The sequence below is a fragment of the Bradyrhizobium sp. USDA 4516 genome (assembly GCF_054055915.1).
Genome location: NZ_JBSRXT010000001.1, coordinates 4,825,155 through 4,846,164 on the forward strand (window position 1 = coordinate 4,825,155; position 21,010 = coordinate 4,846,164).

Genomic DNA, 21,010 nt, shown 5'->3' on the forward strand with positions numbered 1-21,010 from the left:
GCACCACTAAGAGGCGCTGCGCGTTCCATACCTCGGCGCGCCGGATGTGCACACGATCACTGCCTAGAGACAGCGACCGTCTCTCACTGGGGCGCTGAAGCCTATGGATGCGTTTTCGGCAGAGATTTGGCAATCCGTTGCGCTTACGATCGAGCTCGCCAGCGTGACGACCATGATCCTCCTGGTGATTGGCGCGCCGCTCGCGTGGTGGCTAGCGTGTTCACATACTGTTTTGCGCGAGGCGGTGGCAGCGATCATCACGCTACTGCTGGTGCTGCCGCCGACGGCACTCGGTTTCTGTGTCCTCGTGCTGCTCGGCCCCGGCGGACCGGGGGGGCTTCTCGCTTCTTTCTGGGGCGAGCGCTCGCTCGCCTTTACCTTCGCAGGAATCGTAGTCGGATCGGTGCTCTCGGCGCTGCCTTTGGTGGTGCAGCCGATCCGCAACGCCTTTGTCGCGATGGGCGACCCTCCGCTGGAAGCTGCGGCGCGGGTTTCTCCGTTGTATGCCTTCATTACCATCGGTTTGCCGCTGGCACGATTGGAGTTTGTCAAAGCCGCTGTAATTGGCTTTGCTCATACGATCGGCACATTCGGCGTCGTGATGATGATCGGCGGCAATATTCCTGGGCGCACCAAGGTGTTGTCAGCCTACGTCATAGACTACGTCCAAGCATCACGCTGGCGCGAGGCGGGTGTGGTTGCGGGCGGTATGGTGATGTTTGCTTTTGCGGTCATCTTCACCTTAGCTCTCCTCGACAGACGCTGTGCCAGGAGAAGCACATGAGCGCAGGCGCGCCAGACCGGACCGAGTGGCTTTCGGCTCGTCAGACCAGACATGCCAGAGCTGGAACAGCGCAAGCCAGCTCCGTCTATTGGCGAGGATAGAATGAACAAGCTTGTTATGACCGCAGTGGTTGCTGGAATCAGCTTCAATTCAGTACATTCAGCGCCTCTGCCCGAGGCCATGGCCGATGACGTCGGAGTTTCTCAGCAACGCCTTGCCAAGCTAGATGAGTTCTTCGATCGTGAGATCGAAAGCAAGCGCGTGCCGGGCGCGGTGGTTGCAATCGCCCGAGACGGCAAGCTGATTCATTACAAGGCGTATGGCCAACTTGATCCTGCAAAAGGATCGTCGATGCGCCTCGATGCGATGTTCGCGCTTGCATCTATGACCAAGCCGATGGTGGCCGTTGCCGGGCTCACCCTCATGGAGCAAGGTCGCCTGCCTCTACAGGGCAGGCTTACGGACTATTACCCGGAATTCGCAAACATGAAGGTCGCGGTGCCACGGCCTGACGGTTCGTTAATGTATCAAGCGCAGAGTTCTCCGATCTACATCCACGATCTTTATCGGCACACATCAGGTCTCACCTATGGCGCGCCTCCAGATAGCCCAGACCAAGTGGCGCGTCTCTACCCGGATTTTGCAGCCCCGCCGCTAAAGGGTGACAAGCAGGCGTTCATCCAGGCCATTACCAAGTTGCCGCTAGCGCACCAACCGGGGACGGAATTCGAATACGGCTTCTCGACCGACGTGCTCGGAGCTGTGGTGGAACAGGTCAGCGGACAACGATTGGGCGACTATCTTGCCAGCAACTTGTGGAAGCCGATCGGGATGCAGGATGCCACTTTCCATTTGTCCACATCACAACGCGAGCGCCTCGCGCATCCGTTTCCAGACGACCCGCTGACTGGAAAGCAACAAGAGATCGAGCTCCTCGAAAGTCCGACACTGTTTGACTGCGGAGGGGCCTGCGCGTTTGCGACAGTCGGTGACTATGTGCGCTTCGGGCAAATGCTGCTAAACGGCGGGGAGCTCGATGGGCAGCGCATTCTCGGCCCGAAGACGGTGCGCCACATGATCTCCAACCACCTCGGGCCGGAGATCAAGAATAAGATTGCCAATGTGGAGGCGCATCGCGCCGGCTTCGGCTTCGGACTCGGAGTGGCTGTGCGCATAAGCGAGGGTATCTCGGCGGTTCCGGGCAATCCAGGTGAGTTCACCTGGACCGGCGCTTACGGAACACAATTTTTCTGCGACCCGAAGGAGCGTCTGATCGTGGTGGTCGGAACGGCCGCGCCCGGAGAAATCCGCAAGTACTATCGCGAACAAGTCCAGTACATCGTCTATGCTGGAATAACTCGATAATTCGCCCGGCGTTGACCCGACGACAGTTTTGGGTGGTTGGAAACCGGCGTTGCCGCTGGACACCGATGACTGAACTCAGCGCCGGAACGGCTATCCTCGGCCGGATTGCGCCGATGCTAGGAACGAACGTGACGCTTCCGGCATCGCGAAGAGACTCTCGTAGGCGAGTGCGGTGTCGCGATATGCTAAGAGGACCGCGGCTTGCCGTCGATTGGCTCGCGCGATGCTCTCCTAGATGTCGCTTTAGAACATCCAGACCGTCGCGTCCGATCCCTTGGTAATGCCGTGCGGCAGCCACACTGAATGACAGACAGATCAGATCGATCCGCCTCGCAAATCAAAGCATGTGCGCTGCGCGGCTCGGCATCGCGTTCTGTTCGGCGCTGGGCCGGCCACTTTGGCGTGTTTCCGCAGTCGGACTACGACGCGGATCGAACCCCATTTGCCCCGCGGAGAGCAAGTCTGATTGAGATGGACGGTGCCCGTCAACTGCACCAACTCGTTCTGTCACCAACTCGTTCAAGAAGCGGTATGCGCGCGCTTGTTCCGATTGTGCAAAAGCCGGTATGACGTGGTCGCCCTGGATTGGCAAATAATTGTGCTGCTCTGTTGAAGTTCTCACATCGACGTTCAAAGCCCGACATCACTGGCGTGACATGGCTCAACGGCGCGAGCCTGGGGCTTGCTGGCCGGCTCGCCGATAGGGCAAGAGTCGAAAGGCTGGCTTGGCGCCCAGTCAAGCGTTGGGTTCCGATGGCCTGTTTCTTGCTGCTGCGCTAGCAGTTCGGTCGGCCGACGACGACTCACATGGAAGGCTTCATGAGCGGGGCAACGGAGACGCTTTACAGCGTGATCAGACGTCAGGGCATCACGCGTCGTAGTTTCCATAAATTCTGCAGTTTGACGGCCGCCAGCTTCGGACTTGGTCCGCTTGCCGCAAGCACTATTGCCGACGCCCTGGAGACCAAACCGCGCGTACCCGTCATCTGGCTGCACGGGCTCGAGTGCACCTGCTGCTCGGAAAGCTTTATCCGCTCGGCCCATCCGTTGATCAAAGACACGCTGCTGTCAATGATTTCGCTCGACTATGACGATACGATCATGGCGGCGGCTGGACACCAGGCTGAAGCCATCCTGGAGGAAGCCCGCGCCAAGTATAAAGGCAAGTATGTGCTTGCGGTCGAAGGTAATCCGCCGCTGAAGCAGGGGGGCATGTTCTGCATTGACGGCGGCAAGCCGTTCGTTGAAAAGCTCAGGTCGATGGCGGAAGAGTCGATGGCGATCGTCGCTTGGGGCACGTGTGCGTCCTGGGGGTGCGTGCAGGCGGCCAGACCCAATCCGACGGGCGCGGCGCCGATCGATCAGGTGATCAAGAACAAGCCGATCATCAAGGTACCCGGGTGTCCGCCTATCGCAGAGGTCATGAGCGGCTTGGTGACTTTCATCACCACGTTCGGAAAGCTTCCGGAGCTCGATCGCCAAGGGCGCCCAAAGATGTTTTATTCCGAGCGCATTCACGACAAATGCTATCGACGTTCCCATTTCGACGCCGGCCAATTCGTCGAAGAGTGGGACGATGAGTGCGCACGCAAGGGTTATTGCCTCTACAAGATGGGCTGCAAGGGGCCAACCACCTACAATGCCTGTTCGGCCCTTCGCTGGAACGGCGGTGTTTCATTTCCAATTCAATCCGGCCACGGCTGCCTCAGTTGCTCCGAAGACGGCTTTTGGGACAGAGGTTCATTTTACGACCGACTCACGACCATCAAGCAGTTCGGCATTGAGAAGAACGCCGATCAGATTGGTATGGCTGCTGCAGGGGTAGTTGGGCTGTCCGTCGCCGCCCATGCGGCGGTCACTGCCGTGAAGCGGTTGACCAACAAGCCGGATCGCACAGCCTCACAAAAATAAGCGGAATTGAGAAGAGGACGACGGTGGCCGGACAGATACCAAAAGGGTTCAATCTCGATCGCTCCGGCAAGCGAATCGTCATCGATCCGCTGACGCGGATCGAAGGCCACCTGCGTGTCGAAGCCAATGTCGATTCCGACAACGTGATCCGCAATGCGGTTTCGAGCGGGACGATGTGGCGTGGCATCGAAGTCATCTTGCGCGGACGTGATCCGCGCGACGCCTGGGCGTTTACTGAGCGGATTTGCGGTGTCTGCACCGGCACCCATGCGCTGACCTCCGTGCGCGCGGTTGAGAATGCGCTAGGGATCACGATTCCGGAGAATGCCAATTCGATCCGAAACATCATGCAGCTGTGCTTGCTCGTGCATGATCATCTCGTGCATTTCTACCATCTGCACGCGCTCGATTGGGTCGACGTGGTATCCGCGCTCAAGGCCGACCCCAAGACCACCTCCGCGCTGGCGCAGTCCATCTCGCCGTGGCCGTTGTCATCCCCTAGCTATTTTAAGGATTTGCAGATCAGGCTGACTAAATTTTTCGGATCAGGGCAACTAGGTCCCTTCAAGAACGGCTATTGGGGGCATCCGGCCTACAAGCTGCCAGCGGAGGCGAACCTGATGGCCGTGGCGCATTATCTGGAAGCGCTCGACTTCCAGAAAGAGATCGTCAAAATCCAGGCCGTCTATGGGGGCAAAAATCCCCATCCGAACTGGCTGGTCGGCGGCGTGCCCTGCGCGATCAACATCGACGCAACTGGTGCGGTGGGTGCGATCAACATGGAGCGACTTAATCTCGTATCCTCGATCATCGACCGTTCGATCGAGTTTGTCGAGCAGGTCTATCTGCCCGACGTCGCAATGATCGGCTCGTTCTATAAGGATTGGCTACATGGTGGCGGACTTTCAAGCAAAAGCGTAATGTCCTATGGCGACATCCTCGAAAACGCCAACGACTGTTCTGCGAACAATCTCAAGCTGCCACGCGGCGTCATTCTTGATGGCAATCTCGAGGAGATATTGCCGATCGACCATAGCGATCCGGACCAGATCCAGGAGTTCGTCACGCACTCGTGGTATAAGTACCCGCGCGATTGCTGTGGACTGCATCCATGGGATGGCATCACCGAACCGAGTTTCGAGCTCGGGTCAAAAGTCAAGGGGAGCAAGACAGATATCGAGGAACTCGACGAAGGTGGCAAGTATTCGTGGATCAAAGCGCCGCGCTGGCGCGGCCACGCCGTCGAAGTCGGACCTTTGGCGCGATACATCATCGGTTATGCGCAGGGCAAAGCCGAGTTCAAGGAGCCGACCGACAGACTGCTCAAGGGACTCAATCTTCCCCTGACGGCGATGTTCTCGACGCTTGGCCGTACCGCGGCGCGGGCACTCGAATGCCAGTGGGCGGCGCATCAGCTGCGTTATTTCCAGGATAAGTTGGTCGTCCATATTAAGGCAGGCAATACGGCAACTGCAAATGTCGCAAGATGGAAGCCGGAAAGCTGGCCCAAGGAGGCCATGGGCTACGGTTTCACTGAGGCGCCGCGCGGTGCGCTTGGGCACTGGATCAAGATCAAGGACACGAAGATCGACAACTATCAATGTGTCGTACCGACGACATGGAACGGATCTCCTCGCGATCCCAAGGGCAATATTGGCGCCTTTGAAGCCTCCCTGATCGGCACCCCGTTGGCCGATCCGCTGCGCCCCCTGGAGATCTTGCGTACGATCCATTCCTTTGACCCGTGCCTGGCGTGCTCGACCCATGTGATGAGTCTTGACGGCCAAGAGATGGCTTCAGTCAATGTTCGTTAGGGACATGCTGAACAACGCTCCGCAGCCCCCCGCTGCCGTCGATGCGGCACCGACCGAGCGCGGCATCGGCCGTCGCGGCGCCTACGTTTATGAGGCGCCGGTGCGACTGTGGCACTGGGTCAATGCGGCGGCCATTCTGATGCTGGCCTTGACCGGCTATCTGATTGGAACGGGGACGCCGGCGATGTCGGGACAGGCAAGCGGCAATTACCTGTTCGGTTATATCCGATTTGCGCATTTCTCTGCGGGATATGTGCTCAGCGTCGGCTTTCTTCTGCGTATTTACTCGGCCCTGATTGGAAATCGACATGCCATGCAGATCTTTTGTGTTCCGCTCTGGCGCGGGTGCTTTTGGCGCGAGGTGCACCACGAGATTCGCTGGTACGCGTTCCTTGCAGTTGAGCCCGACAGACGCGTCGGGCACAACCGCCTGGCTCAGCTCGCAATGTTCCTTATGTTTACGCAAACGATCACCTTCATGATCGTCACAGGTTTTGCACTTTATGGGCAGGGCGCCGGTAGCGACAGTTGGCAGGACAGGCTGTTCGGGTGGGTGTTTTCAATCTGGCCAAATAGCCAGGACGTCCATACCTGGCATCATCTCGGTCTGTGGGTGATCGTGGTCTTTGTGCTGGTTCACATCTACGCGGTGATCCGGGAGGACATCATGTCGCGCCGGAGCATCTCCTCGATGATTTCGGGTGAGCGCGAGTTACGCGATTGAATGGCAAGCGGATACTAGTTCCGGAGAACAAGCAACGGATCCTTGTGCTTGGCATCGGTAATATCCTGTGGGCCGATGAGGGGTTCGGCGTGCGGGCGGTAGAGGAGTTCTATCGCCGCTATGTAGTCGCTGACAATGTCACCATCCTTGATGGCGGCACGCAGGGGCTCTACCTGGTAAGTTATCTTGAGCAGGCCGATTGCATGATCGTGTTCGATGCCATCGACTTTGCACTCCCGCCCGGACAGTTGAAGCTCATGCGGGATGCCGAGGTGCCAAAATTTGCTGGCGCCAATAAGATAAGCCTACATCAGACCGGTTTTCAGGAGGTCTTGAGTGCGGCCGATCTGCTTGGCCGCTGCCCGCGAGACCTCGCTCTCATCGGATGTCAGGCGCTGGACCTGGAGCATTGGGGCGGTCCGCTGACAGCTCCGGTGCGCTTCCAGATTGCGCCGGCGATCGAACTGGCTTGCAAACTCCTGGCGCAGTGGGGCTCGCCGGCCACACCGCGAACGACGCCGCTGCCCGCATCAGAACGGCTGTTGGCGAACAATATCGACCATGCAAGTTATGAGATGGGAGCGCAGCCAATCTAGCGGCCCGCGATTGATCATGTGCCTCGGCTTGCCAATGACGATTGTTGAGACGGACGACATCACGGCACTTTGTGAGTATCGCAACGAACAGCGGCGTGTCTCGGTCATGCTGCTCTACGGCGCCCCGGTCGGCGCCAGGGTGCTCGTTCATATCGACAGCGCCGTGCGACTCTTGGATGAGGATGAAGCAAGACTGATCTCGGAAGCTCTCGACGGGCTTGACGCCAGCCGTAACGGCCAGGACTGCGATCCCTTCTTTGCAGACCTGGTCGGCCGTGAGCCGCAATTGCCCGAACACCTACGTTAGCGGTTCTGCTGCGGATGTTGCGGTGACTACGCCTGCCCGCAAATCGATCGATCGCGCGCACCTTCTGCATGGAAAGATCAAAATGCTTCGAGCCATTGATTCCGGTCTCCCCCACAGCGAGACGACGATTGGCACGTGCCTTGCTACATCTCACCTAGCTCAAACCAAGAACTATCAGAAAGGAGTCTGATGAAATTCAAGCTGGCGCGGCATGATCTGGCACCCTGTCCGTCCGAGGTAGAGAGCGTTGGCGCGGATGCACGCCTCGTCACGCACGCTTCCGCGAGCACGCCGGAAGTGCCGCTGGCGGTCGATGCCGTACATTCGCTCCGGGCCGTCCATCTCGCATTATCCCTTCCTGAATTGATCAAGGCTTTTCGGCGTTGCGTGCAAAGCACAGGGCCTGCGCATGCGTTGGCTGGAAAGCTGGTCGGAAGACTCGGCCCGCGTCGTCGATTGACGCCAATTTTGTGCCATCGGCACGATACGCTCTGCCTGATCGGCAGGCGTCTGGACCGTTTGGTCAGGATCGACCGCATCGTCGTACCGATCATTTGGCTGTACGCGGGTAGCATTTGTGCCGGCTATGCCTCCCGATAGATCCAACGGGACATCGTATCATGAAGACAGCGGTCCGCGTCGTATCCGAGGACGCCGAGCAGGTGGTGAGCAAGTCTGCCACGGGCACGGAAAGTCTCGATGTATTCCATAGCGGGCTCACGACTATGGAGGCGGTAGCCAAGCGCGCTCGGCGCGACGGCAACGAGCTTGCAAGGAACTATCCGAATGTCACGGTGCTGTTGTCTAATGTCGCCGCTGCCGCTCGCGGCCAGAGGCAGAGCACTCGGACGCAACTGTACGGACTCGCCAATCTCAGCAAGCTCGAGCGCAAGCTGATTGGCGAGGTGCTCGGGGAGGGCGAGGTCGCCGGCGTGGTTGCGCTGCCAGATGGCTCCTTTGCGCAACTCCGGGAGGCGGTCCTTGCGGGAATCTGGCGCGTGCGTATCGGGGCCGAATCGGCGCACGAATATGTCGAGGTTGGGGCAATCCCGCAGATTGTGCAGCGCGCCGCAACTGAGTTGACGTCTGCCGACTTTCCGATCGGCGCGGCGCCGGACGGCGCCATGAACGTGCTCGCGGTGCTTGCGGAAATACGCGCGCGGGCGCGTGTGTGGCGGTCGGGCATGCGGGCGCATGTTATCAATCTGACGTTGCTGCCGATGAGTGCTGTGGACATGACGTTCCTGCAGCAAAGTTTGGGCCATGGTCCGGTCCAGCTCATCTTCCGCGGTTACGGCACATGCCGCGTGCAGGCGACAGGAGTGAGGAACGTCTGGTCGGTGCAGTACTTCAATTCTTTGGACGACGTCATCCTCGATACGGTGGAGGTCGGAGACGTGCCGATCGTTGCCTTGGCTGCTGACGAGGATTTCGAGGACTCCGCCGGGCGCCTGCAGGAAATTATGGAGGCGTACCTCACATGAAGAACTTAAAGATATTCGAAATTCAGTGGGATCTCGCAGACAGCGTAGACAGCGCAGGCAGCGCGGCTGCCGTTCCGCGCGAGCTAATGACGCAGCGGTGCATATGAGCTTCGCGATCCGCAATAAAATCGATGTCACGGTCTGGCTTGCTGCCGACGTAATTGCCGCGGTCGAGATCCTACCGCGAGCCCGGCCACCGCTGGCGCGGCTGTTCGTCGGCAAACCGGCCTCGTCGCTGCTCAAACAGATCCCGCGGCTCTTCGCATTGTGTGCCGTTGCGCAGCAAACCGCGCTTCTGTCTGCGATCGAGACGGCGCGCGACGAAGCGATCAGCCCCACGACAAGGCAGCATCGTGTTGCGCTGGTCGTTGCCGAGCGCATCGCGGAATTGCTGCGGGGTCTCTTGGTCGGACATCTTGCCCAGGACACCGCCAGTGCCGCGGCTATTCGCTCCGTGATGCAGGGAATGTCAGCACTTATCGGTAGCGGACAACCGGCCTGCGGTCCTGCTCGACGCGAAGCGACGGCAAGAATTGTGGCTGGGCTGGCCGCGATCGGCATGCCGAACGGAGATGGCGCGCCCAGGCCCTGCAGCCCATTGGCAATTCGCATAGCCGCGCTGGACGAGATCGACCTGAAATCGATCCGGATCGCGCACTCGTTCCTGTCCGTTGCCGACGACCGCAACATCATTGAACGGCTGCTCGGTGATGACCCGACATTTTGTCATTGTCCCGACCTTGGGGGGCGTGCGCCCGAGACGGGTCCATGGGCACGCCAAATGACGCGTGATCGGCTCTGGCTGGGTCGGTCGGGTGCGGTCGAGCGGCTGAAGGCCAGAATTGCAGAAATCGTTCGGCTCTGCGATTGGCTCAATTCCGGCGCTCATATTGACTCAGCGGAGCCTGGGATCATCGAAAGCTACCGGTTGGGTTCTGGACGCGCCGCGACCGCGGTCGAATGCGCCAGGGGCAGGCTCTATCACGCGGTTGAGCTTGATCCTTGGGGCCAGATATACCGCTTCGAATTTCTTGCTCCGACGGAATGGAATTTCCATAGGAGCGGACCGGTTGTCCGGAACCTGCACGGCGTGGTGCTGAGGGCGAGACGGCATCAGAAAGCGGTTCGTGCGGTGATTGAATCGCTTGATCCCTGTGTCGGATTCACACTCAGGTTTCGCAAAGTTGACGATGCATGAAATGGCGATTTGTCTGGGCATCATCCAAATCGTCGAGGAGGAGATGCGTCAGCGATCGTTGTCGCGGGTGCGGAGCATCTGTCTGGAAATCGGGGCGCTCAGCCATATCGCGCCTGATGCGATCAGGTTCTGCTTTGCTGTCGTTGCGACGCGAACGATTGCCGAGGGGGCAGCTCTTGAGATCCTCGAACTTCCGGGTGTCGCCTGGTGCATGAGCTGTTCTAACAGTGTGGAAATTGCTCGCCGCGGTGACCCCTGTCCTTGCTGCGGCAGCTATCAGTTGCAAGTAACGGGCGGCGAGCAGATGCGAGTGAAAGAACTGGAGATCGATTGATGTGTACCGTTTGCGGTTGCAGCCAAGCGACGTCTTCGATCGAACTTGCCGGAGCACGTGATCCGGAGAGCCAAGGCCGTTGCTATCCTCATAGTCAGGACGATTGCGGGCGCCATGACGTACATTTTCACGGCGACGAGAGCGTGCAGAATTCATCCCATGCCCGCCACAGTCATGATCACGAACATTATCAGAGTGATGGTCGGCAAGCGCTTCTGAGCTGCAGCGCCGGCCCAGCTGGATCGAAGGTCAAGGGCGCGAGCCGCGAACGCATCATTCGGGTCGAGCGTGACATCCTCGGCAAGAACAATGCGATCGCCGCCGACAACCGGACGCTCTTCGCGGCCGATGAACTGGTGGTATTTAATCTTATGTCGAGTCCCGGTGCTGGCAAAACCTCGCTGCTCGTCCGCGCCGTATCCGAGCTCAAGCTCAGCTATCCGACCGGCGTCATCGAGGGCGATCAGCAGACCTCAAACGATGCCGAACGCATTCGAGCGGCCGGCGTGCCAGCTATTCAAGTCAATACGGGTAAGGGGTGCCATCTCGATGCTGCAATGATTGGCGAGGCTTATCGCCGCTTGCCGCGGCTCACGCGCGGTATTCTCTTCATCGAGAACGTCGGTAACCTGGTCTGTCCCGCGGCCTTCGATCTTGGCGAGGCCTGCAAGATCGTTGTGTTGTCGATGACCGAAGGTGAAGACAAGCCGCTGAAATATCCCGATATGTTCGCGGCTTCTTCACTCATGGTGATCAACAAGATCGATCTGGCCTCACTGCTTGAGTGCGATCTGGACAAGACCATTGGATATGCCAGACGCGCCAATCCAAAGATCGAAGTGCTTACGGTCTCGGCCCGTACCGGCGAGGGTTTTGACGCGCTCTACGCTTGGATCGATAGAAAGGTGGTCCACCAAAGGCAGGCCGTAGAGGACGCCAGGCGATGAGCGCCGCAACCATTTGCGACCGAACACGACTGCGCGTGCGCGTGAGCGGAGCGGTGCAAGGGGTCGGCTTTCGTCCTTACGTCTATGGCCTCGCTACGCGGTACGGATTGGCAGGATTTGTCGCCAACGGCCCGGAGGGCGTCACAATCGAAGTCGAAGGTGGCCGTGCGTCAGAATTTCTTGCCACATTGCCGCTCGAGGCGCCTCCGTTGGCGCGCATCGACCACATCTGCGTTCAGGAGACAGCGGCGCTCGCGACAGAAAAATTTTCGATCGGCGCGAGCGAAGGCGGAAAATTGTCAACGCACATCATCGCCGACGCCGCGACCTGCGCGCAATGCCTCAGCGAGCTGTTCGATCCACAGAATCGCCACTACCTTTATCCCTTCATTAGTTGTTCCCATTGTGGTCCACGCTACACTATTGCCGGGCGGCTCCCATACGATCGCCACAACACGGTGATGAAGGCGTTTAGGCTGTGCGCCGCCTGCACGGCCGAATATGCGGATCCGGCGAGCCGCAGGTTTCATGCGGAGGCGATCGCGTGTCCAGAATGCGGCCCTCGGCTTAGCCATGGGATCAACGCCATTGTCGCTGCAATCGCAGGCGGTCAAGTCATAGCCATAAAGGGTCTCGGCGGCTACCAGCTCCTTTGCGATGCCCGTAACGAGGACGCTGTGCAGCGCCTGCGCAGCAGAAAGCAGCGCCGTCAGAAACCGTTTGCAGTTATGCTCGGTTCCATAGAGTGCGTCAACGAGATCGCGGAAGCGAACGCTCTCGAGCTCGCGCTGCTCGAATCCGCAGCGCGGCCCATTGTGCTTTTAACTTCGCGCAAATGTCTAGCGCCCGCCATAGCGCCCGGCTTGTCTCGCGTTGGCGTCATGTTGCCTGTAGCGCCGCTGCATCATCTGATCTTTCATGCGCTTCGCTCGACAGGAGCGTGGATTGCGGAACCAAGCCCGGTCATCGTCGTCACCAGTGCCAATCCTTGCGGCGAGCCGCTCCTGATCGACAACGCGCAGGCGCTGCGCCGACTCGAGGCGATCGCCGACCTTGTCGTGACCCATGATCGGGATATTTTGACGCGTGCTGATGACTCCGTGGTCGCGGTGGTGGCTGGCCGCTCCCAATTCATTCGTCGCGCTCGTGGCTATGCTCCCGAACCGATCCGGCTCGCGCAGTCTGTGCCGCCCGTGCTCGCCGTCGGCGGCGCGCTGAAATCGACCGTCACCATCACGCGGGACAACCAAGCGTTCGTCTCCCAACATATTGGCGATCTCAATACGCCCGAAGGCATCCGTGTGTTCGAGGGGACGATTCAACACCTCACATCGATCCTTGACGTAGAGCCTGTCGTCATCGCTCATGATCTGCATCCCGACATGGCATCCACCCGCTTTGCGCAAGCAAGCGGCCGCGCGCTGATTGCAGTCCAGCACCACCACGCACACGCCGCCGCCGTGATCGCTGAACATGGCCATGCAGGACCGGTGCTAGCTCTGGTGCTCGACGGCCATGGCTTTGGCTCGGATGCTGGTAACTGGGGTGGCGAGCTATTGTTGTGCGAAGGCGCGATGTGCCGACGCATCGGGCATCTCGCGCCGCTGCAAATGCCTGGCGGCGATCGCGCAGCCCGTGAGCCGTGGCGCATGGCGAGCGCGATACTACACTGGCTCGGACGGGGTAACGAAATCGCGCCGCGCTTTGCAGCGCAACGGCAAGCTCGATGTATCTCGGCCTTGCTCGATCAGTCGGGCGGGGCCAGCACGACCAGCGCGGGCCGGCTATTCGACGCGGTGGCGGCGCTGCTGGGGATTGTGAGTTGGCAGAGCTATGAAGGAGAAGCCGCGATCAAGCTCGAGGCGCTAGTGCGGCGGACTGCGATTCTAGAGGCCGGGTGGACGATCGATGGTGGCGTGCTGTCGCTTCGTCCGCTGTTTGCGCGATTGATTGCGGACGACATTGACGCCGCAGGCGCAGCCGGCCTGTTTCATGGCACCTTCGCCGCTGCCTGCGTTGACTGGGTCATGCGCTCCGCGCGGATAACCGGCGTCAATACCGTCGTTTTGAGCGGAGGCTGCTTTCAGAACGCGGTACTGATGGATGAGATCTGGCGCGGGTGCTGCGCTGCCGGCCTGACCCCGCTGGTGCCACAGCGGGTGCCGGCCAACGATGGTGGTTTGAGCCTTGGCCAAGCCTGGATTGCCGCTTTGCAGATTGCTGGACAGTCGTCCGCCACCGAACGGAGAATCTGATATGTGTCTTTCGGTTCCGGCAAAGATCGTAAAACTTCTTCCCGACCACATGGCCGTCGTGTGCATCGACGGTGTTAGCCTGGAGATATCGATTGCTCTTATCGACGAGCTCGACGTCGGTGATCACGTCCTTGTCCATGTTGGGTACGCGCTGGCCAAGATCGATCCGATAGAAGCCAAGCGCACGCTGGAGCTCCTGCAGGAGCTAGGCAGCGCAGGGCAGGAACTCCGGCCATGAAATATGCCGACGAATTTCGCGACAAGACCCTTGCGCAGCGGCTCGCCGGTGCGATTAGCGCCGAAGCTGATCCGCAAAAGGCCTATCGGTTCATGGAATTCTGCGGTGGACACACTCATGCGATATCACGCTATGGCCTTGAGGATCTGCTGCCCGCGAATATTCGCATGATCCACGGGCCCGGTTGTCCGGTCTGTGTCCTACCTGCCAGCAGGATCGACATGGCGATTCGTCTCGTCGAGCGGCCGGAGGTCACCCTTTGCGTCTACGGCGACCTGATACGGGCGCCTGGCTCGCAAGGACGGTCCCTGTTGCGAGCCAAGGCGCTCGGCGCAGACATCCGGATGGTGTACTCGACGGTCGACGTTATCCGGATCGCCGAACAGGCGCCGAGCCGCGAGGTCGTGTTCTTTGCCATCGGATTTGAGACCACGACACCCCCGACGGCCGTGATGATCCGGATAGCCGAGAAGAAGCGGCTGAAGAGCCTTAGCGTGTTCTGCAACCACGTGCTTACACCCTCTGCGATGCAGAGCATTCTCGAGAACCCGAAAATCCGCAATATCGGCGGGGCTGCAATCGACGGTTTCGTCGGGCCTGCACATGTCAGCACGATCATCGGGACGCAGCCTTACGAGCTCCTGGCGGAACAATTCGGCAAGCCGATCGTGATCGCGGGATTTGAACCGCTCGACGTGATGCAGGCGATCCTGATGCTGGTGCGACAGGTGAACGAAGACCGCTACGACGTGGAGAACCAATACAGCCGTGCAGTGAGGCGTGAAGGCAATCGGCGCGCCAAAGACGAGGTCTCGCAGGCATTCGAACCGCGTGAGCAGTTCGAATGGCGCGGGCTCGGTTTCGTACCAAATAGTGGACTGAAGCTGAAGCGGGCCTACGCGCGGTTCGACGCGGAGGCGCGTTTTGCGATGCACGAACTGAGGGTCGCCGACAATCCGGCGTGCGAGTGCTGCGCCATCCTGCGCGGCGCCAAGCGGCCAGTCGATTGCAAGCTGTTTGGAACCCTCTGCACGCCGGAAACTCCCATAGGATCCTGCATGGTCTCATCGGAAGGCGCCTGTGCGGCGTATTGGACATATGGCCGCGTTCGCGATGATCAGGTGAGGCGAACGTCATGAGCGTACAGGGCTATCAACGCAAGCTCGATCTCGAGAACGGACGCGTTGATCTTTCCCATGGGGCCGGGGGACGAGCCATGGCACAGCTGATCTACAGCCTTTTTCACCGAGCCTTCGGTAATGAATGGCTTGCCCGCTGCAATGATCAATCGGCCTTTGACGTTGCGACGGGTAAAATGGTGATGACGACCGACGGTTATGTGGTTTCGCCGCTGTTCTTTCCTGGCGGCAATATCGGCTCACTCGCTGTGCACGGGACGATCAACGACGTCGTGATGTCCGGCGCGCGCCCTCTCTATCTGTCGGCCAGCTTCATCATTGAGGAGGGGTTCCCGCTGTCTGATCTGAAGGCGATTGCGGATTCGATGGGCGCGGCAGCGCGCGGCGCGGGCGTTTACATCATTGCGGGGGACACTAAGGTCGTCGAGCGCGGCAAGGCTGATGGTCTGTTTATCTCCACGACCGGAATCGGGGCTCTGGCCCATGGGTTCGATCTCTCCGCCGATAAGGCTATGGTCGGGGACCGTGTGTTGGTGTCGGGCAGCCTTGGCGACCATGGCGTGGCGATCATGTCAAAACGCCAGAACGTCGGGTTTCAAACCGAGATCGTGTCGGATTCCGCAGCGCTACATGACCTTGTCGCCGTTATGATTGCGGCTGGCGGCGCCGGCATCCGGGTGATGCGCGACCCCACGCGCGGCGGTCTTGCCGCAACCCTCAACGAAATTGCGCATCAATCGGGCCTTGGCTTCCGTCTACAGGGAAGCAGCCATTCCGGTGAAGCCAGCGGTCGCGGCAGCCTGCGAACTCCTTGGGCTTGATCCGATCCATGTCGCCAATGAGGGCAAGCTCGTTGCGATCGTCACGCCCGATTTGGCCGATGCAGTGCTTGCAGCTATGAAGGCGCATCCGCTCGGACGCGATGCTGCTGATATCGGCGAGACGGTAGCTGACGATCACAAATTTGTGCAGATAGCGACCAGTTTCGGCGGCGGACGGATCGTCGATTGGTTGTCAGGCGAACAGTTGCCTCGGATTTGTTGAACAATCCACGCCCATTTGCGACGAGCATGAAGGCGTCAACCGTGCGCATCTAGGAATCAGATTGATGATCAATGGTCATTTGGCCATCAGCGGTGGCAAACAATCCAGCCTCTGGGTAAATCCTGCCTCACTGGCAGACTACGTTGTTCGTTCTTCGACAAGGTCGGCAAGACTGGATTCGTTGTTAACTTTTCCGCGAGCCGAGAATTCGATTAAGCGCGTCATCTCTATCGCGGAGTACGACGGTTAAGCTTAGCGAGCACGGTCGCTCAACCCATTCGGCATCGAAAACCTGCGCGGCTGGTCAAAGATCGCTGAATTCCTGCGCCATTTGGGCTGCTGCGTCGCAATATCGCTGCGCTCTTTCAATTAGAAAGGCGCACTAGGCAGGGAGTTTGCAAATGAAGGTCGGAGTTCCCAAGGAAATCAAGGCACACGAATATCGCGTGGGCCTGACCCCTGGAGCCGTCCGCGAATACGCGGCAGCAGGACACCGCGTAATGATGGAGACCAATGCCGGCGCTGGCATTGGCGCAACCGATGACGATTATCGCAGCGCCGGTGCAGCGATTCTGGATTCTGCAGCTGAGGTATTCGCATCGAGCGAAATGATTGTGAAGGTCAAGGAGCCTCAGCCGTCCGAATGGAGCCAGCTGCGGGATGGCCAGATCCTGTTCACCTATCTGCATCTGGCGCCGGACCCGGAGCAGGCCAAGGGGCTTCTAAAATCGGGATGCACCGCAATCGCTTATGAGACCGTGACTGATGGGCATGGTGGCCTTCCGCTGCTGGCTCCGATGAGCGAGGTCGCAGGCAGGCTCGCGGTCGAAGCGGCGGGTAGCGCCCTAAAGCGCAGTGCAGGCGGACGAGGGCTGTTGATCGGTGGCGTGCCCGGTGTTCAGCCGGCCCGCATCGTGGTGATCGGTGGTGGCGTCGTTGGTACGCACGCGGCACGGATGGCGGCCGGTCTGGGTGCAGAAGTGAGTATCATCGACCGCTCGATACCTCGGTTGCGCGAGTTGGATGAGCTATTCGAAGGGCGCGTTCGAACCAGGTTTTCGACCATCGAAGCTGTGGAGGAAGAGGTATTTGCGGCCGATGTTGTGATTGGTGCCGTGCTCGTTCCAGGTGCGAGTGCGCCGAAGCTGATCCGCCGGAGCATGCTGAGCTCGATGCGTAAGAGGGCCGTGCTCGTGGATGTCGCTATCGATCAGGGCGGCTGTTTTGAGACTTCGCACCCAACCACTCACGCCGATCCAACCTATGAAGTGGATGGCATCATTCATTATTGCGTGGCCAATATGCCCGGCGCCGTGCCGCTGACCTCGAGCCAGGCACTAAATAACGCCACGCTGCCGTTTGGCTTGGCTCTGGCCAATAAGGGGTTTTCCGCCGTGTTGGAAAATCCGCATTTGCGTGCAGGCCTCAACGTCTATCGAGGCCGGCTGACTTACAAGGCGGTGGCCGACAGTCTCGGGCTCCCGTTCTCACCGATCGAGCAGGCTGCAGCCTGATCCCAGAGGCCCCTACGGGCGTTTCCTCCCTGACTTGGGCCACCCTCCGGGGTGGCTTTTTTTCGGCTCTATCAATCTGCTGCGGTTCGCTGAGATTTGTTTGCGACGCCGAGCGCGGCCGTAATCTGCGAGATTTGAACATTTGCGTGCGCCGGCTCGGCCAGGGGGCCCTCGATTACCGGAGCGGTTCTATTTGGTGCCATCGCGACGATTTTTCTCGTTGCGATATGGAGACGTTGCTTGAGCCGATGACGACGTCGCCCGATTGACATCGTGGTGCCTTCGCTGCCGCTGTCCGGGTGAGCAGAACCATCGCCAGAGGGCGATCTGCGATCCCCCGAGACGGTGGCACGGCTACAATCGATACCACTTCAAAAGCGCTCCGCCGCCACGTCAGGTCGAGCCGAGCTGCGTCCTATAGGCGAACCCCTTCACATGATCGCTGGCTATCGCGAAATCTCGACAATGCGCAAGCTACGAGATCAAGCAGCTGCGATGCCGATTGTAGGGTTTACGACACCTGGTCGAGGCGGCGGCTTGCGCTATCGAAATTAGCCAAGACAAATCAAGCACAAGACTCCTTGGCATGAGACTTGAAGGCAAGGCGTCGTCCCGCACCTTCGCTTATGGAATCGTAGTGATGGCCTACAAAATAATCGCGTCACAATGCACGGTCTGTGGTGCGTGTGAGTACGAATGCCCTAATGCCGCGATCAGCCTGAAGAACGACATATATGTGATCAATCCGAGCCAGTGCACTCAATGTGAAGGGCATTTTGATGCGCCGCAATGCGCCGTCGTTTGTCCGGTGCCTGATACCTGTGTGCCGGCATAGATCGAGTAGCCGACGGATGGCACTCCGGCGCGAAACATGATCGAAACCCTATCCAGGGCGGCTCCCTTTTGGGTCAGTCTCCTGGTTCTTTCCCAACCTGGCCTCGAGTCGGCCATGACTTGCGCGATCCGCTCGGAGGAGAGGCGACGCGATCATCGCCGCCGGGAATCGTCCATGCGTGAACGGAGTGGGCAATGGTAGCTGTACAAGAGACGGTCGAGCGCGTCCGGCGCATCGACGTCGACCAGTATCGATATGGGTTTGAGACGCTGATCGAGTCCGACAAGGCCCCGAAGGGGCTGTCGGAAGACACCGTCCGCTTCATCTCCGCAAAGAAGAACGAACCGGCCTGGATGCTGGAATGGCGCCTGGAGGCGTATCGCCGCTGGCTAACCATGACCGAGCCGACCTGGGCGCGCGTCGACTATCCGAAGATCGACTACCAGGACATCTACTACTACGCGGCGCCGAAGCCGAAGAAGACGCTGTCCTCGATCGACGAGATCGATCCGGAAATCCTCAAGACCTACGAGAAGCTCGGCATCCCGCTGCGCGAGGTTGCGATCCTCGAGGGCGTCGAGCCGCCGCCCGGCGGCGAGCAGACGCCGAACCGCAAGATCGCGGTCGATGCCGTGTTCGATTCGGTTTCGGTCGCGACCACCTTCCAGAAGGAGCTGAAGGCCGCCGGCGTAATCTTCATGCCGATCTCGGAGGCGATCCGCGAGCATCCCGAGCTGGTGCAGAAATATCTCGGCACCGTGGTGCCGACCTCGGACAATTACTTCGCAACATTGAATTCGGCGGTGTTCTCCGACGGCTCGTTCGTCTACGTGCCGCCGGGCGTGCGCTGCCCGATGGAGCTGTCGACCTATTTCCGCATCAACGAGCGCAACACCGGCCAGTTCGAGCGCACGCTGATCATCGCCGACAAGGGCTCCTACGTCTCCTATCTCGAGGGCTGCACCGCACCGCAGCGCGACGAGAACCAGCTGCACGCCGCCGTCGTCGAGCTCGTCACGCTCGACGATGCCGAGATCAAATATTCGACGGTGCAGAACTGGTACCCGGGCAATTCGGAAGGCAAGGGCGGCATCTACAATTTCGTCACCAAGCGTGGCGACTGCCGTGGTCGCAATTCGAAGATCTCCTGGACCCAGGTCGAGACCGGTTCGGCGATCACCTGGAAATATCCGAGCTGCATCCTGCGCGGCGACAATTCGAGCGGCGAGTTCTACTCGATCGCGATCTCGAACGGCTTCCAGCAGGTCGACTCTGGCACCAAGATGATCCACCTCGGCAAGAACACGTCGAGCCGGATCATCTCCAAGGGCATCGCCGCCGGCAAGTCGCAGAACACCTATCGCGGTCTCGTCAGCGCCCATCGCAAGGCCACCGGCGCGCGCAACTACACCGCCTGCGACTCGCTTCTGATCGGCGACAAATGCGGCGCGCACACCGTGCCCTATGTCGAGGCCAAGAATTCCTCGGCGACGTTCGAGCATGAAGCGACGACGTCGAAGATTTCCGAGGACGTGCTATTCTACTGCTTGCAAAGAGGCTTGAGTGAGCAACAGGCCATCGGCCTTGTCGTCAACGGTTTCGCGAAAGATGTCCTGCAAAAGCTTCCGATGGAGTTCGCAGTGGAGGCGCAGAAGCTGATCTCGATCTCTCTCGAGGGATCTGTCGGATAACCAAACGTCCCGCGAGCCCCGCGAACGCGGCTCGCCGTTCCGGACGACGCAGTTTGAGGGATCAGATAAAAAATGACGCTGCTCGAAATCAAAGATCTGCATGTTGGTGTCGACAGTCGTGAAATAATCCGTGGCCTCGATCTTATGGTCAATGCGGGCGAAGTGCACGCGATTATGGGGCCGAACGGCTCCGGCAAGTCGACGCTCTCCCACGTCATCGCCGGCAAGCCGGGCTATGAAGTCACCGGCGGGCAGATCCTGTTCAGGGGCGAGGACCTGCTGGAGATGGAGCCCAACGAGCGCGCCGCCAAGGGCGTGTTCCTGGCGTTCCAGTATCCGGTCGAGATCCCCGGCGTCACCACCTGGAATTTCCTGCACGCGGCGCTCAACGCCCAGCGCAAGGCGCGCGGCCGAGGGGAATTATCCACGCCCGAATTTCTGAAAAAGGTCCGTGAGGTGGCCGAGTCACTCAACATTACCCGGGACATGCTCAAGCGCGGCGTCAATGTCGGCTTCTCGGGCGGCGAGAAGAAGCGCAACGAGATCCTGCAGATGGCGTTGTTCGAGCCGAGTCTATGCATACTGGACGAGATCGATTCCGGGCTGGATATCGACGCCCTGCGTATTGTCGCGAGCGGCATCAACGGCCTGCGTTCGCCGCAAAGGGCGATGATCGTGATCACCCACTATCAGCGGCTCCTTCATTACATCGTGCCCGATTATGTGCACGTGATGTCGAAAGGCCGCGTCGTGACGAGCGGCGGCAAGGAACTCGCGCTGGAACTCGAGGCCTGTGGCTACGCCCAGTTCGAAACCGCGGCCTGACGGCT

The 21,010-nt window shown here is 59.7% G+C and carries 19 protein-coding genes and 1 pseudogene; all 20 read left to right on the plus strand.

Features of this window, described 5'->3' with window-relative positions:
- Positions 1 to 103: 103 nt before the first annotated feature.
- The 20 genes and pseudogenes from ACVI1L_RS22360 to sufC all read left to right on the plus strand — a co-directional run bounded on the left by ACVI1L_RS22360 (position 104) and on the right by sufC (position 21,005).
- Positions 104 to 784, plus strand: coding sequence for a molybdate ABC transporter permease subunit (locus tag ACVI1L_RS22360; RefSeq protein WP_253640867.1), 681 nt, complete (start codon positions 104 to 106; stop codon positions 782 to 784).
- Positions 785 to 886: 102 nt separating this feature from the next.
- On the plus strand, positions 887 to 2,149 hold the full coding sequence (locus ACVI1L_RS22365; protein ID WP_253640866.1) for a serine hydrolase domain-containing protein: 1,263 nt from the start codon (positions 887 to 889) through the stop codon (positions 2,147 to 2,149).
- An 819-nt stretch (positions 2,150 to 2,968) separates the two neighbouring features.
- Positions 2,969 to 4,060 (plus strand): hydrogenase small subunit, encoded by a 1,092-nt coding sequence (locus tag ACVI1L_RS22370; protein ID WP_253641104.1) that lies wholly within the window; start codon positions 2,969 to 2,971, stop codon positions 4,058 to 4,060.
- Positions 4,061 to 4,083: 23 nt separating this feature from the next.
- The gene (locus ACVI1L_RS22375) at positions 4,084 to 5,874 is read left to right on the plus strand and encodes a nickel-dependent hydrogenase large subunit (protein WP_456783815.1); all 1,791 of its coding nucleotides are present in this window, start codon (positions 4,084 to 4,086) and stop codon (positions 5,872 to 5,874) included.
- 4 nt (positions 5,875 to 5,878) lie between these two features.
- The gene (gene cybH / locus ACVI1L_RS22380) at positions 5,879 to 6,598 is read left to right on the plus strand and encodes a Ni/Fe-hydrogenase, b-type cytochrome subunit (RefSeq protein ID WP_253640864.1); all 720 of its coding nucleotides are present in this window, start codon (positions 5,879 to 5,881) and stop codon (positions 6,596 to 6,598) included.
- 11 nt (positions 6,599 to 6,609) lie between these two features.
- Positions 6,610 to 7,194, plus strand: coding sequence for a HyaD/HybD family hydrogenase maturation endopeptidase (locus ACVI1L_RS22385; RefSeq protein WP_456785586.1), 585 nt, complete (start codon positions 6,610 to 6,612; stop codon positions 7,192 to 7,194).
- 16 nt (positions 7,195 to 7,210) lie between these two features.
- Entirely contained in the window at positions 7,211 to 7,501 is a 291-nt protein-coding gene (locus ACVI1L_RS22390) for a HypC/HybG/HupF family hydrogenase formation chaperone (RefSeq protein WP_253640863.1), read from the plus strand.
- Between the two features lie 189 nt (positions 7,502 to 7,690).
- Positions 7,691 to 8,101 (plus strand): hypothetical protein, encoded by a 411-nt coding sequence (locus ACVI1L_RS22395; RefSeq protein ID WP_456783816.1) that lies wholly within the window; start codon positions 7,691 to 7,693, stop codon positions 8,099 to 8,101.
- Between the two features lie 20 nt (positions 8,102 to 8,121).
- Positions 8,122 to 8,985: a hydrogenase expression/formation protein gene (locus tag ACVI1L_RS22400; RefSeq protein WP_253640861.1), complete on the plus strand. Its 864-nt coding sequence runs from the start codon at positions 8,122 to 8,124 to the stop codon at positions 8,983 to 8,985.
- A 103-nt stretch (positions 8,986 to 9,088) separates the two neighbouring features.
- Positions 9,089 to 10,183: a hypothetical protein gene (locus tag ACVI1L_RS22405; protein WP_253640860.1), complete on the plus strand. Its 1,095-nt coding sequence runs from the start codon at positions 9,089 to 9,091 to the stop codon at positions 10,181 to 10,183.
- Entirely contained in the window at positions 10,176 to 10,517 is a 342-nt protein-coding gene (hypA, locus tag ACVI1L_RS22410; protein WP_253641102.1) for a hydrogenase maturation nickel metallochaperone HypA, read from the plus strand. Before ACVI1L_RS22405 ends, hypA begins: the two co-directional genes overlap by 8 nt.
- Positions 10,517 to 11,464 (plus strand): hydrogenase nickel incorporation protein HypB, encoded by a 948-nt coding sequence (gene hypB, locus ACVI1L_RS22415; RefSeq protein ID WP_253640859.1) that lies wholly within the window; start codon positions 10,517 to 10,519, stop codon positions 11,462 to 11,464. Before hypA ends, hypB begins: the two co-directional genes overlap by 1 nt.
- Complete coding sequence (gene hypF / locus ACVI1L_RS22420; RefSeq protein WP_253640858.1) at positions 11,461 to 13,719, plus strand: carbamoyltransferase HypF; 2,259 nt, start codon at positions 11,461 to 11,463, stop codon at positions 13,717 to 13,719. Before hypB ends, hypF begins: the two co-directional genes overlap by 4 nt.
- Position 13,720: 1 nt before the next feature.
- Positions 13,721 to 13,957: a HypC/HybG/HupF family hydrogenase formation chaperone gene (locus ACVI1L_RS22425; protein WP_253640857.1), complete on the plus strand. Its 237-nt coding sequence runs from the start codon at positions 13,721 to 13,723 to the stop codon at positions 13,955 to 13,957.
- A complete protein-coding gene (hypD, locus tag ACVI1L_RS22430; RefSeq protein WP_456783817.1) occupies positions 13,954 to 15,096 on the plus strand; it encodes a hydrogenase formation protein HypD in 1,143 nt (380 codons plus the stop codon). The genes ACVI1L_RS22425 and hypD overlap by 4 nt, the downstream gene beginning before the upstream one ends.
- Positions 15,093 to 16,140 (plus strand): annotated as a pseudogene (gene hypE, locus ACVI1L_RS22435) (hydrogenase expression/formation protein HypE). The gene hypD and the pseudogene hypE overlap by 4 nt, the downstream one beginning before the upstream one ends.
- A gap of 401 nt (positions 16,141 to 16,541) precedes the next feature.
- Positions 16,542 to 17,654, plus strand: coding sequence for an alanine dehydrogenase (ald, locus tag ACVI1L_RS22440; protein ID WP_253640854.1), 1,113 nt, complete (start codon positions 16,542 to 16,544; stop codon positions 17,652 to 17,654).
- Between the two features lie 640 nt (positions 17,655 to 18,294).
- Positions 18,295 to 18,489 carry a 4Fe-4S dicluster domain-containing protein gene (locus ACVI1L_RS22445; protein ID WP_128971097.1) on the plus strand — a complete coding sequence of 65 codons (195 nt, stop codon included), beginning with the start codon at positions 18,295 to 18,297 and terminating at the stop codon, positions 18,487 to 18,489.
- Between the two features lie 194 nt (positions 18,490 to 18,683).
- Positions 18,684 to 20,180, plus strand: a complete 1,497-nt coding sequence (gene sufB, locus ACVI1L_RS22450) for a Fe-S cluster assembly protein SufB (RefSeq protein WP_456783818.1) — start codon at positions 18,684 to 18,686, stop codon at positions 20,178 to 20,180.
- Between the two features lie 72 nt (positions 20,181 to 20,252).
- The gene (sufC, locus tag ACVI1L_RS22455; protein WP_253640852.1) at positions 20,253 to 21,005 is read left to right on the plus strand and encodes a Fe-S cluster assembly ATPase SufC; all 753 of its coding nucleotides are present in this window, start codon (positions 20,253 to 20,255) and stop codon (positions 21,003 to 21,005) included.
- Positions 21,006 to 21,010: the final 5 nt, after the last annotated feature.

Bases quoted from the DNA above. Each gene is read 5' to 3' on its own strand.
- cybH (WP_253640864.1), top strand. From the start codon at position 5,879: ATGCTGAACAACGCTCCGCAGCCCCCCGCTGCCGTCGATGCGGCACCG.
- hypF (WP_253640858.1), top strand. From the start codon at position 11,461: ATGAGCGCCGCAACCATTTGCGACCGAACACGACTGCGCGTGCGCGTG.
- ACVI1L_RS22445 (WP_128971097.1), top strand. From the start codon at position 18,295: ATGGCCTACAAAATAATCGCGTCACAATGCACGGTCTGTGGTGCGTGT.
- ACVI1L_RS22390 (WP_253640863.1), top strand. From the start codon at position 7,211: ATGTGCCTCGGCTTGCCAATGACGATTGTTGAGACGGACGACATCACG.
- hypB (WP_253640859.1), top strand. From the start codon at position 10,517: ATGTGTACCGTTTGCGGTTGCAGCCAAGCGACGTCTTCGATCGAACTT.
- ACVI1L_RS22370 (WP_253641104.1), top strand. From the start codon at position 2,969: ATGAGCGGGGCAACGGAGACGCTTTACAGCGTGATCAGACGTCAGGGC.
- ACVI1L_RS22400 (WP_253640861.1), top strand. From the start codon at position 8,122: ATGAAGACAGCGGTCCGCGTCGTATCCGAGGACGCCGAGCAGGTGGTG.
- ACVI1L_RS22365 (WP_253640866.1), top strand. From the start codon at position 887: ATGAACAAGCTTGTTATGACCGCAGTGGTTGCTGGAATCAGCTTCAAT.
- ACVI1L_RS22405 (WP_253640860.1), top strand. From the start codon at position 9,089: ATGAGCTTCGCGATCCGCAATAAAATCGATGTCACGGTCTGGCTTGCT.
- ACVI1L_RS22360 (WP_253640867.1), top strand. From the start codon at position 104: ATGGATGCGTTTTCGGCAGAGATTTGGCAATCCGTTGCGCTTACGATC.
- hypD (WP_456783817.1), top strand. From the start codon at position 13,954: ATGAAATATGCCGACGAATTTCGCGACAAGACCCTTGCGCAGCGGCTC.
- sufB (WP_456783818.1), top strand. From the start codon at position 18,684: ATGGTAGCTGTACAAGAGACGGTCGAGCGCGTCCGGCGCATCGACGTC.
- hypA (WP_253641102.1), top strand. From the start codon at position 10,176: ATGCATGAAATGGCGATTTGTCTGGGCATCATCCAAATCGTCGAGGAG.
- ald (WP_253640854.1), top strand. From the start codon at position 16,542: ATGAAGGTCGGAGTTCCCAAGGAAATCAAGGCACACGAATATCGCGTG.
- ACVI1L_RS22425 (WP_253640857.1), top strand. From the start codon at position 13,721: ATGTGTCTTTCGGTTCCGGCAAAGATCGTAAAACTTCTTCCCGACCAC.
- sufC (WP_253640852.1), top strand. From the start codon at position 20,253: ATGACGCTGCTCGAAATCAAAGATCTGCATGTTGGTGTCGACAGTCGT.
- ACVI1L_RS22395 (WP_456783816.1), top strand. From the start codon at position 7,691: ATGAAATTCAAGCTGGCGCGGCATGATCTGGCACCCTGTCCGTCCGAG.